The sequence below is a fragment of the Chitinophaga sp. 180180018-3 genome (genome assembly GCF_037893185.1).
Classification (GTDB): domain Bacteria; phylum Bacteroidota; class Bacteroidia; order Chitinophagales; family Chitinophagaceae; genus Chitinophaga.
This window is the reverse complement of sequence record NZ_CP140772.1, coordinates 3,831,044-3,846,500: the sequence shown is the minus strand read 5'-3', so window position 1 is coordinate 3,846,500 and position 15,457 is coordinate 3,831,044. Positions and strand designations below refer to the sequence as shown.

The 15,457-nt window shown below is 39.7% G+C and carries 11 protein-coding genes; 9 read left to right on the top strand and 2 right to left on the bottom strand.

Going from position 1 to position 15,457, the window contains the following annotated elements; translation table 11 throughout:
• Positions 1–160: 160 nt before the first annotated feature.
• Positions 161–1,054 carry a toprim domain-containing protein gene (locus UNH61_RS15205; protein ID WP_326992808.1) on the bottom strand — a complete coding sequence of 298 codons (894 nt, stop codon included), beginning with the start codon at positions 1,052–1,054 and terminating at the stop codon, positions 161–163.
• Between the two features lie 170 nt (positions 1,055–1,224).
• On the opposite strand from UNH61_RS15205, the gene UNH61_RS15200 reads away from it, so the two are divergent.
• The 9 genes from UNH61_RS15200 (at position 1,225) to UNH61_RS15160 (ending at position 14,222) form a co-directional block, all read left to right on the top strand.
• Entirely contained in the window at positions 1,225–1,500 is a 276-nt protein-coding gene (locus UNH61_RS15200; RefSeq protein WP_326992807.1) for a hypothetical protein, read from the top strand.
• Positions 1,501–1,506: 6 nt separating this feature from the next.
• Positions 1,507–1,848, top strand: a complete 342-nt coding sequence (locus UNH61_RS15195) for a hypothetical protein (protein WP_326992806.1) — start codon at positions 1,507–1,509, stop codon at positions 1,846–1,848.
• 1,075 nt (positions 1,849–2,923) lie between these two features.
• A complete protein-coding gene (locus UNH61_RS15190) occupies positions 2,924–7,294 on the top strand; it encodes a CusA/CzcA family heavy metal efflux RND transporter (protein ID WP_326992805.1) in 4,371 nt (1,456 codons plus the stop codon).
• A 26-nt stretch (positions 7,295–7,320) separates the two neighbouring features.
• Positions 7,321–8,568 carry an efflux RND transporter periplasmic adaptor subunit gene (locus tag UNH61_RS15185; RefSeq protein WP_326992803.1) on the top strand — a complete coding sequence of 416 codons (1,248 nt, stop codon included), beginning with the start codon at positions 7,321–7,323 and terminating at the stop codon, positions 8,566–8,568.
• Between the two features lie 376 nt (positions 8,569–8,944).
• A complete protein-coding gene (locus UNH61_RS15180) occupies positions 8,945–9,412 on the top strand; it encodes an MgtC/SapB family protein (RefSeq protein ID WP_326992802.1) in 468 nt (155 codons plus the stop codon).
• Positions 9,413–9,441: 29 nt separating this feature from the next.
• Positions 9,442–10,341: a cation diffusion facilitator family transporter gene (locus tag UNH61_RS15175; protein WP_326992801.1), complete on the top strand. Its 900-nt coding sequence runs from the start codon at positions 9,442–9,444 to the stop codon at positions 10,339–10,341.
• A gap of 14 nt (positions 10,342–10,355) precedes the next feature.
• Positions 10,356–10,973, top strand: coding sequence for a hypothetical protein (locus UNH61_RS15170; protein WP_326992800.1), 618 nt, complete (start codon positions 10,356–10,358; stop codon positions 10,971–10,973).
• A 10-nt stretch (positions 10,974–10,983) separates the two neighbouring features.
• A complete protein-coding gene (locus UNH61_RS15165; RefSeq protein ID WP_326992799.1) occupies positions 10,984–12,978 on the top strand; it encodes a heavy metal translocating P-type ATPase in 1,995 nt (664 codons plus the stop codon).
• Between the two features lie 776 nt (positions 12,979–13,754).
• A complete protein-coding gene (locus tag UNH61_RS15160) occupies positions 13,755–14,222 on the top strand; it encodes a hypothetical protein (protein WP_326992798.1) in 468 nt (155 codons plus the stop codon).
• Positions 14,223–14,687: 465 nt separating this feature from the next.
• Here UNH61_RS15160 and UNH61_RS15155 read toward each other — a convergent pair whose 3' ends face one another.
• Positions 14,688–15,344, bottom strand: a complete 657-nt coding sequence (locus tag UNH61_RS15155; protein WP_326992797.1) for a metal-dependent transcriptional regulator — start codon at positions 15,342–15,344, stop codon at positions 14,688–14,690.
• Between the last annotated feature and the right edge of the window lie 113 nt (positions 15,345–15,457).

Below are 15,457 nucleotides of genomic sequence, written 5' to 3'. Positions count from 1 at the left end.
GCCTTGTGGCACAACCGTACATCTGGCCGATCATGGCGCAGCAGATGATCTCAGATTTTGGCATGGTGACCAAAATGGAATGTAGGAATGGAGGCAGCAATGGTCTATTGCGGAAAATGGCCGAAGCCCTGGCTGATCTGTGACCAGTTGCCGGGTATTTCTACTGGCTTCGGTGTTGTTGTTGGTGTGATGGGCTCTTATGTTGTTGTGGCCCTATACTTAGCACCCACTCGTTGAGGTCTTTATGTGAGCTATACAGCTTGCGTTCATCGCTGAATTTTTGGCAGTCAAGTGCTAGTGCTTTCTGCGTGAATTTATCGCCGGACTTATCGTTGTCAAGGAACAAATAGACGCGGTTTTGGGCAGTCATTCGTGATAAATTGTTGTCGAAGAAGGAAAGAGAATTTAATACGAGGTAGTTGGTTTGAGGCATCTTGTCGCGGTGCATTGACTGGTGAGTGAGGAAGTTGAAAAATCCTTCAAATACCGCAAGTTCGTTGGTCTTGTTGTCTATGAAAGTGGAGGTCTTGGGGGAGCTGCTGGCTTTGATATATTGATTACGGAGTTCATAGCCGCCAGCATCATTTTTGAAGCCTAGCGCATAGTAATTTTTGCCTTTAAGACTATAGTGTACCTCTTTTAAAAACTTTTCGGCAGTATCCAAAGGAATGCCGCGTTGTCGCACATATTGAATTAACGGTATTGAGGTAATAGGCTTCACCTGTTGGATGGTAATATCGCTATCAGGTTTATAAGTGGGTGAATGTTGTGGAGCAGGTTTGAATAGCGGCGCATTTACATCCAGTTTTTGCAGGAGTTCTTTTACGGAACATTGGTGGTATTGAATACCAAAATCGATGATGTTGCCGCTTTCCCCACTACCCCAATCCTTCCATTTATTCATCCGCCGATTAATCTTAAACGATGGCGTTTTTTCGTCAGGACGAAGTGGGGAGATATACCAGTAATGAGGCTCATTAATTTTTTCCGGCTGGAAGCCCAGTTTGGCTAAGTAATCCACCATGTCCAGCGCCTTTGCTTGCTCTATTGTCATAACTCACAGTTTTCAGAATCCACAAATCAATATTGCTCATACAAAAGTAGTTATGTCACACAGCGGAGAATATACCTCTGCAAATAAGGAAGTAGGTAAAATCCTGTAAAGGATCTGAATGTAGATAATTTTGTAATTGAAAAATATTGTTCAAAACAAAATTCAAGTGTATGTTAAGTGCTAAAGATGTAACAGTAATTTTTGAAACATTGCTTGCAAGTCCTGGAATGGGAGATTCTGTAAAGGTTAGCATTGTTCAACCCCGCAAACTAATTCTGCTTTTGGCGAAGGTAATCGATGCTGGACTGAAAAACAAGGAGGACAGTTTACTGAATGGAATGAATGATGCCACTGTAGATGCAATTAAGAGCATTGCAGAAGAACTGCTGAAAAAAGCAGGTCTTACTGAACTGAATGAAAAAATTTCTTTGTTAACACAGAAATGATGAAGTATGAAAGGTAATGTGCTGGCATGGGGTAAAGCCCTACAGATGGGGCTTCGACCGAAAGATTATCCATTTGAATTGAAGCTGATACCTACAGGCATAGTGGTTGCTCGGTTGGATTTCAAAATATGGGCAAAGAATGTAATGGGGATTAATGGGTATTTCTCGCAGGAAGGGGGATTAAGGTTTCAGTTAACCGTTTTTCTCAATAAGCAATTACGGAATTACCAGCTAAATAAAGAGACGATTGATTTTTCCTTTTGCCCGGTGGATAGCAGATATGAGTTGAAGATAGGAATAAAAAAAAGTAAGCCGTTTTTTGAATCTATGCGATGTTTAGAAGTATAGATTGTTTTTGATTATTTATTAGAATATTTGGCTGCCGCTTGCGATGCTGTATTCATATGCAGCTACCCATGGCGGCAGCTTATTGAACAGAATTTATAAAAGGAATCTTTAGCTATAAATAAATTGCAATCGTTCTTTGCAGCTATCGACGATGTTAACCTAGGAGAGTTAAAGAGCCTGTTTATAGATTTGCAAAGAATAGGTACAACGTGGATCAATCCACACAACTTTAGTCTTTCTATTGATGATCCTGCCCATGTTGAAATTTGCAGAAATATCTCTGTAATAATAATATTGAAATGGCACTTACAGCCTAAAATAAGATACTATTTGCAACGTGTATTCATTTTTTTTTATAATGATCATGTGAATTTTCCAAAAAAACGTCTATTTTTGGATCATGCGTATTGGGGCCATCATATTAGTGTTTATTATAATTGCACTTAGCTGTATGCCATGTACTGATGCGCCTGTATTTCCGACTAAGGCAAAGCTGGAAATTTCTAAAGCACAAAATCACTCGAACAATAAAAGTGATCAATGTTCCCCATTTTGCATTTGTTCCTGTTGTGCGGGATTTTATGTTAATCATACGTATGTTCAATATAGTTCTATAGACATCATGTCTAAACCTACATACGCAGCTTTCCTGCGATCTTTTATTGTTGAAGTTCCTTCTGCCATTTGGCAACCTCCTCAATTGTAGTTTCTTCTCTTTTTAATTCTTTTCGGATATCGCAATTAGCTACATGTTGCTAATTGTATTGGTTATTGATTATATACATTATATTAATGACTGTTAAACGCAAAAAGAAAAAAAAGTATCCCCAAAGGTCAATTGCTTTCCGCATTACACTTGTGATGTTAAGCATATTGATGATTCTGGCAATTATTGCCAGAATTATCCAGTATTACAGGCTAGTTACTCGATAAGTGTTTATGAAAAGAAGATACCGGAAATGGGGATTTAAAGAAAAAATGTTTGCAGTGTTCCTTATTCTAATAAGCATTTTTCTTGCTTACTGGGAGTGGCAAATTTTAAAACAATACAATCAGCGACTAAAGGATATAGATAATGCTCAACAAAATCATTGAATTCTCGATAAAAAATAAATTGATTATAGGGATAATGGTACTGGGGCTGGTGCTCTGGGGCGTTTACTCTATAAAGAGATTGCCCATTGATGCGGTCCCGGATATTACCAATAACCAGGTGCAAGTGATCACGTTGTCGCCTTCGCTTGCAGCACAGGAAATCGAAAGGCTCATCTCATTTCCTGTTGAGCAAACCATGTCAACGATCCCAAAAATACAGGAAATACGTTCCATGTCAAGATTTGGGTTATCCGTAGTTACCGTCATTTTTCATGATGATGTGGATGTTTATTGGGCAAGGCAGCAGGTAAATGAAAAATTGGGTGAGGCAAAGAACAATATTCCTGCAGGCATTGGTAACCCGGAGATGGCGCCTATTTCTACGGGGCTGGGGGAAATTTATCAATACGTAGTGCATCCGAAGAAGGGTTACGAGAAAAAATATGATGCCCGTGAATTACGTTCCATACAGGACTGGATCGTTCGGCGTCAGCTACTTGGTACTGCAGGTATAGCAGAGGTGAACAGTTTTGGGGGGCTGCTCAAACAATACGTAATTTCCCTGAACCCTGATAAACTGCGAAGCTATGATCTAAGTATTACGGATGTCTTCAAGGCTTTGGAACAAAACAATCAGAATACCGGCGGTGCCTATATAGACAAAAAGCCTAACGCTTACTTTATACGGAGTGAAGGGCTCATAGGAAGTATTCCCGATATAGAGCAGATAGTTGTAAAAAATACTTCAAATGGTATCCCTGTATTGATAAGGGATATTGCTACAGTGAATATCGGGGAGGCTATCCGTTATGGAGCATTAACAAGAAACGGAGAAGGAGAAGCTGTAGGAGGTATTGTAATGATGCTAAAAGGAGAGAACTCCAGTGCCGTGGTAGACCGCGTAAAGGAAAAGATGATACAGATCAATAAATCCCTGCCTGAAGGTGTTACAGTCGAACCTTTTCTGGATAGAAGTGCATTGGTTGACAGAGCGGTACATACCGTCACCAAAAACCTAATAGAAGGCGCATTGATCGTAATCTTTGTATTGGTGCTTTTTCTTGGTAATTTTAGAGCAGGTTTCGTGGTAGCATCTGTTATTCCCCTAGCTATGCTGTTTGCCATCAGTATGATGAACCTGTTTGGCGTAAGCGGTAACCTCATGAGCCTTGGCGCAATAGATTTTGGTCTGATAGTGGATGGCGCTGTAATTATTGTGGAGGCCACTCTTCATCATATAACAAATAGGAAAGCAGGTCAACAGGTGTTAACTCAGGATGAAATGGATGTAAAAGTATATGAAGCATCTTCTCGAATTAGGAATTCAGCTGCATTTGGAGAAATTATCATATTAATTGTATATCTACCTATTTTAGCTTTGGTAGGAATTGAGGGGAAAATGTTTCGCCCGATGGCGCAAACCGTTTCCTTTGCGATTTTGGGAGCTTTCATACTTTCGCTTACTTATGTTCCCATGATGTCTGCAGTTTTACTTAGTAAGAAAATTACTACCAAAGAAACCTTTTCGGATAGGATGATGAATTTTTTTCATCGGATCTATACTCCTATAATCAATGCAGCATTAAAAAAGCGTTTGCTTGTAGTTGTTAGCGCAATACTGTTACTTGTTATAAGTATTGTGGTATTCCTTAGGATGGGCGGTGAATTTATTCCTACTCTTGAAGAAGGGGATTTTGCAGTTGAAACAAGGTTATTGACCGGTAGTTCCTTATCGCAGACCATAGATAAAGTGGACCAAGCGTCCAAATTACTAATGAAAGAGTTTCCAGAAGTAAAGGAAGTAATTGGTAAAATAGGAGCAGCGGAAATACCTACTGATCCCATGCCAATGGAAGCATGCGATCTTACGATCTTATTAAAAGATAAAAAAGAATGGGTTAGCGCAAACAATAGAGAAGATCTTGCCAATAAAATGGCAGAAAAGCTGGAAGCAGCAATGCCCGGTATCTCGTTTGGTTTTTCGCAGCCGGTTCAACTGAGGATGAATGAACTAATTGCAGGGGTGCGACAGGATGTAGGCATCAAAATTTTTGGTGAAGATCTTACCCAGCTAACAGCGCTCTCAGAAAAAATTGGCAAAATAGTAACCACCGTTCCCGGAGCAAAAGACCTTTACCTGGAAAAGGTAAGCGGATTGCCGCAGATTGTCATAAACATCAATAGAGCCAGAGTGGCCCAGTATGGTTTGAGTGTTGAAACTATCAACCAGGCCATTAGTGCCGCCTTCGCCGGCCAATCAGCAGGTTTGGTATATGAAGGTGAAAAAAGGTATGATTTAGTGGTACGGTTGTCAGAAGAAAACCGCCAGAATATTGATGATGTGAGAAACATCTATATAACTACTCCAAGTGGAAACCAGGTACCGCTATCTCAATTGGCAAATATTGAATTTGAGGTTGGTCCGAACCAGGTACAACGAGAAGATACCAAGCGGAGGATTATTGTTGGATTCAACGTACGTGGCCGGGATATTGAAAGTGTTGTACGCGACATCGAACAGAAGATAGAACAACAAGTAAAAATGCCTCCTGGTTACTATATAACTTATGGTGGACAATTTAAAAACCTGGAAGAGGCAAAGGGAAGACTGTCGATTGCTGTGCCATTGGCATTGGTGTTAATTCTGCTGCTCCTTTTCTTTACATTCGGTTCGCTGAAACAATCAATTCTCATCTTCACAGCTATTCCCATGTCTGCCATTGGAGGTGTATTCGCCTTATTATTAAGAGGGATGCCTTTCAGTATATCCGCAGGTGTTGGTTTTATCGCATTGTTTGGTGTAGCTGTGTTGAATGGCATTGTGCTTATCAGTGAATTTAACAGGCTGAAGCAGGGCGGACTTCATAACCTGTATGAGATCGTTTTGCGTGGTACTAATGTCAGGTTGCGCCCTGTTTTAATGACTGCAACAGTGGCTTCATTGGGCTTTTTGCCAATGGCTTTATCGAATGGCAGTGGAGCCGAAGTTCAGAAACCGCTTGCCACAGTAGTTATAGGAGGACTTATTACAGCCACCATTCTCACGCTGGTAGTATTGCCAGTATTGTACACATATTTTGAAAAGATAAAATTGAAAAAAGGGAAAATACCACCAGCAACAGTTATCCTGTTATTACTGCTTGGCTCTCCTTTCCTGGGGAAAGCCCAGCAATCTCAAAATAAAAAATTGAGTGTGGAAGAGGCTGCTAAGATTGCATTACAAAACAATCCGGGTATTCGTTCGGCTAACCTGCAAGTAGAGCAACAACGACAATTAAGAAAGACGGTTGTCGATTTCGGTAAAACTGCTGTACAGCTGCAATATGGTCAGGCCAATAGCATTAAATGGGATAATTATGGCAGTATTACCCAAGCCATACCGAATCCATCCTTATTCAGAAATGGAAAATTACTGAGTGATGCCCAAATAAAGGGGAGTGAACTAAATGTACGGGCAAATCAGAGTGAACTTATTTACCAGGTCAAGACTACCTGGTATCAACTGGCATTCTTTGTGGAGTTGAAACACTTACTGCTAAGTCAGGATACCATTTATGGTAATTTTTTGAAAGCAGCAGCAGCCCGTTATAAAAGTGGTGAAACTAATCTGCTAGAACAAAAGACTGCCGAAACACAGCTAATAGAGGTCAGAAACACGCTGCGCAAAAACGACGCAGATATTAAGATATATCAGCGTCAATTACAAACACTCTTGAATGCAACTGAACCAGTTTCGATTGACATTGACTCATTGTCAATGATAACATTTAGCCCGGAAACATTATATAAGGATTCCCTGAGGAACCCTCTTGCAGCCTATCTGCGTCAACAAATAGAAATTGCAGACCGAAGTATTGGTCTGGAGAAGGCTAAAGCAAAACCTGATTTTACAGTCGGCTATTTTAATCAGTCTATTATTGGCACGCAAACTATCAATGGATTAGAAAAATATTACGGCAGCGGATTTCGTTTCAATGGTTTCCAGGCTGGTATACTGGTCCCAATATTTTACAAAGCATACTCCTATCGTATCAAGGCGGCGCAAACAGAGAAAAAGATTGTTGAAAGCAATTATGATTTATATAGCCTGAACCTTAAAGGACAATATGAACAGGCTGTACAGGAGTATATGAAGAATAAAACAAGTATTGATTACTATGAGAAAAGTGCTAAACCGAATGCTGATTTGATATTAAAGCAGGCACAGACTGCATTAATTAATGGTGAGATTGGTTATGTTGAATTTTTACAGGCTACGAAGACATATACAGATATTCAAACCAACTACCTGCAAGCAATCAACTTATACAATCAATCTATAGTAACAATTCAATACCTGATCGGAAAATAATTCAATTTAACTGTAATAAAATTTATATGAACCAGTATAAACATATTATTTTGACTGGCTTGATATTCAGCGCAATGGTCATGGGATCTTGTGGTGGGAACAAAAAGCAGGAGCCACAGAAAGAAGCAACGGAAGCGAAAGGTGATTCTACAGAAGGAAAAAGTGAAACAGAGATCAAATTTACAGAAGAACAATATAAAATGGTCGGTATTGAGACCCGAACATTAGAAAAACGTTCATTAAGCGGCACACTAAAAGTTAACGGATACCTGGAGGTTCCGCCCCAGAATCTGGTAAGTATAACTGCACAAATGGGAGGTATAATACAATCAACACCACTTTTGCAAGGCAGTGCTGTTAAGAAAGGACAAGTAATAGCCGTTATGCAAAATCAAGACTACGTACAGCTACAACAGGATTACCTGGATACCAAAAGCCAATTGGATTTTGCATCTGCGGAGTATGACAGGCAACAGGAACTTGCCAGGGAAAATGTAAATGCCAAGAAAACTTTGCAGCAGGCAAAATCTCAATTTTATAGTTTACAGGCTAAGTTGAGTGGAATAAAGCAAAAGTTGTTAATATTGAAAGTAAACCCTGAGCGGCTTACAGCCGACAATATATCAGGCAGCATCAATGTTTATTCTCCAGTGGATGGTTATGTAACCAAAGTAAATGTGAATGTTGGTAAATTTGTTAATTCAAATGATGTAATGTTTGAAATTGTAAATGGCGCCAATCTTCATGTAGAGCTGAATGTATTTGAAAAAGATATTCCTAAAATAAAAGTAAACCAAAAAGTGCGCTTTAAACTGGCAAATGACAATACAGAAAGGATAGCTACAATATCCCTGATTGGCAAAGAAATTAATCCTGATAAGACAATCAGGGTGCATTCTGTTACAGTCGATGGAATGGGTGTCAACTTTATTCCCGGTACTTATTTCAGCGCTGTCATAGAAACAAATACCGTTGAAGTGGATGCCTTGCCTGCTGCGGCAGTAGTAGACTTTGAAGGGAAGAAATATGTATTCATTCTTAAAGAAGGGCATTCACAAAAGGAACATCCGCACGATGCAAATGAGAAAAATGTTATGAAGGAGGAAATGGGCGAATCTTATCTCTTTGAAATCGTTGAGGTTTCTACCGGCATCAGTGAAGAAGGATATATTGAGGTACAGTTACCAAACAATATTGACAGAGCTACAGCAAAAATAGTGACAAAAGGGACTTATGATCTTTTGTCAAAATTGAAGAACAGTGAAGAAGAATAGATGAATATGGGTCGGACCCCTGCTATGCTATCTGAGAATAGCCCCGTTTCGGGAGCAGGGTTTCCGAACCCGCCAAGTGAATCAATAAAACCTTTTCTATAGGCAAAAGATATTATTTCTGATCGGAATAAATCCTGAAGGCGGAGTAATGGAACTGAAGATAAAACTGAAAAATTATGTTGGGAATATTTTATAGATAGTTGTTTTTTTAGAAGACGTGTTAATCGAATTGAACTATGGGAAAATGAATTTTATTTATTCGAGAGACATAGAAAGACATATAGATTGGAAATTAATTTGAGGCAGATGATTGGAGATAAAAAGCTACCTGTAGTAAATCCTTCAACTACGTATTACATTATGTAAATAAAAGAGAATGGATGTTAAATTTGAGTTGATAATAGTTGTGAAGCTTCTTGTTTCTTTCCTGTTAGGAGCATTTATTGGCTTTGACAGAGAGAAACACAGCCGGGACGCGGGATTAAGAACCTATGCTGCTGTGTGTATTGGTGCCACTTTATTTACCGCAGTAGCAGCACATCTTATAAGTGACGTAGCCGCTGCTTCACGGGTGATAGCGAATATTGTCACAGGTGTGGGATTTCTCGGAGCTGGTATTATTTATCGAAACAACAGTGCCGGAACATCGCATGGTCTCACAACAGCAGCCACTGTTTGGTGTACTGCCGCTGTTGGTGTAGCAGTAGGTCTCAATATGTTTATTATAGGTATAGTCGGGGCGATTGCTCTATATTTCCTGCTCTCATTACATCATCAGCATTGGTATATAAAATGGAAAAATAAAATAACAAGCAAGCATAACGGAAATGGCAACACGGATTAAGTTTTTATTAAGAATACATCGATAAGTTTATGTCATTATTAAACTCAACATCAGCAGGAGCAAAGCACAATAAGTCCCTCAAAATTGTATTGGCCATCACGGCCACTTATTTGGTAATAGAAGTGGTAGTAGGATTTATTTCTAATAGCCTCGCTTTGCTTTCTGATGCAGCTCACATGCTTACTGACGTAGGCGGACAGGCTCTGGCCTTGTTTGCTATCTGGATGACATCGAAGCCTCGTAACAACCGTAAAACTTACGGCTACTATCGGGTTGAAATTCTTTCGGCTCTTACCAATGCCATCGTGCTGTTATTTATTTCAGGATTTATTCTATATGAAGCATGGCAACGGTTTCAGAACCCGCCTTCTGTGGCCGGTATATCTATGCTTATTGTGGCCTTCTGTGGATTAATAATCAACCTTATAGGGATGAAGATATTAAGTGCCGGTTCCAAAGAAAGCATTAATATTAAAGGGGCCTTTCTGGAAGTGGTAAGCGACATGCTCAGTTCAATAGGAGTTATCATAGCAGGTATAGTTATTCTTGCTACTGGATGGTTATATATAGATCCTATTATAAGCGCCTTGATCGGACTATTCATTCTGCCCCGTACTTTCCGCCTGCTTAAAGAATCTGTGGATATCCTTCTTGAAGCTGTTCCAGCCCACATTGACTATGGTGCTGTAGAAAAATGTATTAGTGAACGGCAAGGCGTGGTATCTTTACATGACCTACATATCTGGACTATTACATCCGGCGTTACCGCATTAAGCGTTCATGTAATCATGCAAGGTGAAATTCAACTTTCACAGATAAGTGAGTTTGTTCAGAATATTAAAGAAAGTCTTGAATCGGAATTTAAAATTGGCCATTCAACAATCGAAGTTCACCTACAAGATGACAAGTATAAACAGAATATCGTTTAACCCCTGGCAAAGATATGTACAGCATCATAACTGGCACAATATTTTTAGGCATTACTCATGCACTCATTCCTAACCATTGGTTGCCGTTGGTAGCAATTGCAAGGTCGGAGAAATGGGAAAAGTATGAATTGATGCTGGTGGCTTCGATCACTGCATCTGCGCATGTGCTTGGCACTGTTTTTCTTGGCATTGCACTGGGAATAGTAGGGGCAAAATTGGCGCATCAATATGAAGGATATGTACATGTATTTGCCCCGGTATTGTTGATAATATTCGGATTGATATATTTTACTGTTAATCTGCCCCATCATCACCATACCGCAAATAAAGACGTGCAGCAATATAAAAGATCAAAAACCAAATGGATATTGATTTTTGCAACTACTATGTTTTTATCTCCTTGTCTGGAAGTGGAAAGTCTTTTTCTTGCGTCAGGCGCCTATGGATGGAACAATATTTTAATGCTGGCCCTGGTATACGCAGCAATCAGTGTCACCGGAATTATCACTCTTGTATTGCTAGCATTTAAAGGAGTTCAAATGATGAAGTCACAATTTATTGAGCACAACGAAAAACGAATTACCGGCATGGTATTAATTATAGTTGGCATTGTTACATTCTTCTTACACTAAATAAGGTCTTATGGCACATAAACATGATGAAACAAAAATTATAGAACGGGATACCTGTTGCAATCTCGATGAAAAGTTGAATGATACCAAAGGCGCTACGCAGCATTCAGGGAGTGATGGGCATGACCACGGAAGAGAGGATAAAGATGAAGCAGGATGGAAAACGCATTGGGATTTATTGTTAGCACTGTTCATATTAATTGTACTACTTGTTTTAGAATATGGATTCAAAATTGAGCTGCCCAAAATCCCTTCTTTGATAATCAATCTGGTTGCTTATTTATTGGCGGGGCGCAAAGTGTTAGACCTCGCATTCAGAAAGTCAAAGCGGGGCGACGTTTTCAATGAATTTGTTTTGATGAGCGTCGCAACAATCGGGGCTTTCGTTATTGGAGAATATGAAGAAGGTGTGGCTGTCATGGTTTTTTACCAGATTGGTGAATGGTTCCAGGATGTAGCTGTCAATAATGCAAAGAGAAGCATCAAAGCCTTGCTCGATGTGAGACCCGACGAAGTAACTGTAATAAGAAACGGTTCGCCACTTGTTGCTGACCCTTCGGTCATTGAATTAGACGAAACCATTCAGGTGAAACCGGGTGAAAAAGTGGCATTGGACGGCGAATTGATTTCAGAGAATGCGTCATTCAATACCGCAGCTTTAACCGGAGAAAGTAAACCAGATACAAAATATAAAGGTGAAACGATATTAGCAGGCATGATTAATCTGAATACCGTTGCTGAAATTAGAGTGAAGGCTTTGTTCAAGGATAGCAAATTGAGCAAGATCCTAGAAATGGTACAGGATGCAACTGCAAGAAAATCACAAACGCAACTATTCATTTCCAGATTTGCTAAAATCTACACACCAATCGTTTTTTTTCTTGCTGTTGCTGTATGTGTTGTTCCATACTCTTTTGTGGAGGATTATAATTTTCAAACCTGGTTTTACAGAGCACTGGTTTTCCTGGTGATCAGTTGTCCCTGCGCATTAGTGGTATCAATCCCATTGGGATATTTTGGTGGTATAGGTCTTGCCTCCCGCAATGGCATTTTATTTAAGGGAGGGAATTTTCTCGATGTAATGACAAAGGTTAATGCAGTAGTAATGGATAAAACCGGAACGCTGACAAAGGGGGTATTTAGAGTGCAACAAGTCGTTCCGGCCAACATGGATGAAAAGGAACTAATAAGGCTTACAGCTGCGTTGGAGAAAAACTCTACTCATCCAATAGCCAAAGCTATAGCAGAATATGCCGGTGAAGGGGTAAATGGAATCAAAGCAGATGCCGTAGAAGAAATTGGCGGCTATGGACTATTAGGAAAAGTGGATGGAAAGGACTTGCTTGCAGGTAATGTAAAACTCTTGAAGAAATACAATGTATCCTACCCCCGCGAAATAGTAAACATTGTTGACACAATTGTAGTTGTAGCAATAAACAATCAGTATGCAGGATATATAACTATTGCTGATGAAATAAAAGAAGATGCTGTGCAGGCCGTTAAAGATATGCATGATCTTAATATAAAAACAGTGATGCTCTCTGGTGATAAGCAGTCTGTTGTTGACGAAGTAGCAAAGAAAATTGGTATAGATGAAGCTTACGGTGATTTGTTGCCGGAAGGCAAAGTTGAAAAAGTGCAAAAACTGAAAGACGCAGGGCGACACATTGCTTTTGTTGGGGATGGAGTTAATGACGCTCCTGTTGTTGCTCTAGCAGATGCCGGAATTGCTATGGGCGGGTTAGGGAGCGATGCCACGATTGAAACAGCAGACGTCGTAATTCAAAACGACCAGCCACATAAAATAGTCTCAGCAATCAGGATAGGTAAGATCACCCGGAGTATCGTTTGGCAGAACATTATTTTGGCAATGACAGTTAAGGTATTTGTACTGATTTTAGGTGCTGGTGGAGTTGCGACGTTATGGGAGGCGGTAATTGCGGATGTGGGTGTGGCGCTGCTGGCAATTCTGAATGCCGTAAGGATACAAAGGATGAAATTTTAATTTTTCCAATAATCAATCTTTTACCGCGACAAAATTTTATAGATCCCGCCAGGAATTGTATAACAATTCCTGGCTTTTATTGTAGTAATTTTACGGTACAGTTTTTAAACAGGTAATGAAAAGGGAGCTGGTTACCATATTGGCCTTAATTTATCTTTCCTCGTCGGTAGGCGCTACTATTTATCGCCATTACTGCATTGACAGGCTCATAGCCTTGGGAGTTAGGCGAAAGAGGGATGGACAGGATGCCTGCCCTTGTTCCCGCATTGGCCCAAACCGATAACGCCGGGCATTGTAATAGCTGGGTAAGGGGTTGCTACCATGATGAGCTTCAGCATATTGAAATTGATAAAGATCAGAAGGCGGTAGATTAAAGTTTTAAGCTGGTAAAATCAGCTTTAGCAGTAGCCACTTATTTACCTTTTAGCTTCGTTGCCTCTTTTGTTTAAACTAGCTTATCCAACAACACAGGCGCCCCCGTCTACAAGAAAAGTTGCCCTGTTTGTTTGTAATTGTGTTTTCCGCATTTGATTTCCTACTCAACAACCTACTCGAACTTAATTCCATGAGCGGGTTATAGACATTTAAGCTGCCTTATTGGATTAACGCTTTGGAACTTCTCATTTTCAAGAGAAAACAGTTAAAAATTTAGTGTATGAAAAGATATTCATGTCATTGTCATTGACAGGCTTATTTTGGCATGTATGCTGATGCGCAACGCAATCAAAGCGGTATTTATCTGAACTATACCGATTTTAATAATAACAAACTTTCTTATGCCGGCAATACTGCATCTGAGAAAAACAAAGATCAGGCTTCATGAGTTTTTAAGAAAGGATTTCATTACAGTAAATCACAATGGCGAAAAGAAAAAGCTGTTTAAAGATGAAATCTATGCTTACCAGAGGAACAACGGCCAGGTCATCCGTACCTGGAATAGGATACCGTACACCTTTAGTGAACAGGGTAATAACTGGATTTACTACTGGGATGTGAATGTTTCACAGGGGAAAGGCATACAAAGGCAAAGGAAATATTTCTATTCGATGTTCGGCAATAGCGAAATCATTCCATTAACCATCAACAACCTAAAACATTCGTTTCCTGATAAGTATTTATTCCAGAATTTTCTGGATGCACTGTTCAGGAGCGATGCCGAGCTATCGTTATATGATGGCTTTGCAAGGAAATTCAAAGTAAACCGGCTGCTGGAAGCCACTGTTGCTACAGTTGCCCATAATTAATCCATATAATCCGACAACCAGTTTTCAAATGACATAAAACAAAGCACAAAGGAAAAATTAATCACCCTACTGATCGCCGTAACTACTTCCTTTGAAACATTTGCCCAGGAAAAAGCCGGGAGAAAGGACACGACTAAGCATGTAGAATTATACACCTGTCCTATGCACCCGCATGTAATGAGCGATAAGCCGGGAAAATGCCCAAAATGCAATATGGATTTAACGCTTTCAAAAAAGTAGCAGATGAAAAGAGAAGTCACTAAAATATATACCTGCCCGTCACATGCGGAAGTGATAAGCCTGGTAAATACCCAAAATGCGGAATGAAACTGGTAGAACAGAAAAAGAAAGATGACAAAAAAGGATTTCATACAGTAGGAGTAAAAAAAAAATTCATTTTTATAATAAACCGGGCAAGGTAAGGTTGCCCGGTTTATTTGCTCATATATTTGAGCTGAACAACAGCTACGTGGTAACAAGCAGACTATTCGCCACCTTAAAGCTGACGGTTATTTCCTTCTTTGTTTTCAATTGCAGGGTATAACTTTTATCAAATTCCTCTACCTGTATTAATTTAATGGTATCGCCTAAAGAAACACCAATTTTATCAAGATGTTTTAAAAAGGCAGGGGAATGATCAGTAACGCCGGTGAATTTGCCATGCTTCCCGGCATTTATAGTAGTCAGCAAAACAGATTTTGATTTTGCAAATACCCCATTGGTATCCGGTATGGGATCACCATGTGGGTCTGCTTTCGGATTGCCCAGGTAAGCATCTAATTTATTGATCAGTGCTTCGCTTTGAATATGTTCCAACTGTTCCGCCAGCTCGTGTACCTCATCCCACCGGAAGCCTAATTTATCAACCAGGAAAACCTCCCAGATCCGGTGGTTACGGATAATACCCACAGCTATCTGCTTCCCTTTTTCAGAAAGTTTAACCCCTTTCATTTTCTGGTAAAGGATGAGTTTCTTTTTAGCCATCTTCTTCACCATATCCGTAACAGAGGCGGCGTTAATGGCTAATGCCCTTGCCACTTCCGAAGTGGCAACCATTTCGCCATTTGCTTCCTGCAACTTATAGATCGCCTTCAGATAATTTTCTTCTGTAAATGACTGCACAGTAGTTAGTGATTTTAGCGCAATATAAGGGAAAAGGCATAATTTTTTATTTAGATGAGCCTAAATATATTTGTTTTGTATGTTTAATTATATAATTTTGCTTATCTACTTAT

Excerpts from the sequence above, each read along its gene's own strand:
- UNH61_RS15205 (WP_326992808.1), bottom strand. The coding sequence starts at position 1,054 with ATGACAATAGAGCAAGCAAAGGCGCTGGACATGGTGGATTACTTAGCC.
- UNH61_RS15200 (WP_326992807.1), top strand. The coding sequence starts at position 1,225 with ATGTTAAGTGCTAAAGATGTAACAGTAATTTTTGAAACATTGCTTGCA.
- UNH61_RS15195 (WP_326992806.1), top strand. The coding sequence starts at position 1,507 with ATGAAAGGTAATGTGCTGGCATGGGGTAAAGCCCTACAGATGGGGCTT.
- UNH61_RS15190 (WP_326992805.1), top strand. The coding sequence starts at position 2,924 with ATGCTCAACAAAATCATTGAATTCTCGATAAAAAATAAATTGATTATA.
- UNH61_RS15185 (WP_326992803.1), top strand. The coding sequence starts at position 7,321 with ATGAACCAGTATAAACATATTATTTTGACTGGCTTGATATTCAGCGCA.
- UNH61_RS15180 (WP_326992802.1), top strand. The coding sequence starts at position 8,945 with ATGGATGTTAAATTTGAGTTGATAATAGTTGTGAAGCTTCTTGTTTCT.
- UNH61_RS15175 (WP_326992801.1), top strand. The coding sequence starts at position 9,442 with ATGTCATTATTAAACTCAACATCAGCAGGAGCAAAGCACAATAAGTCC.
- UNH61_RS15170 (WP_326992800.1), top strand. The coding sequence starts at position 10,356 with ATGTACAGCATCATAACTGGCACAATATTTTTAGGCATTACTCATGCA.
- UNH61_RS15165 (WP_326992799.1), top strand. The coding sequence starts at position 10,984 with ATGGCACATAAACATGATGAAACAAAAATTATAGAACGGGATACCTGT.
- UNH61_RS15160 (WP_326992798.1), top strand. The coding sequence starts at position 13,755 with ATGCCGGCAATACTGCATCTGAGAAAAACAAAGATCAGGCTTCATGAG.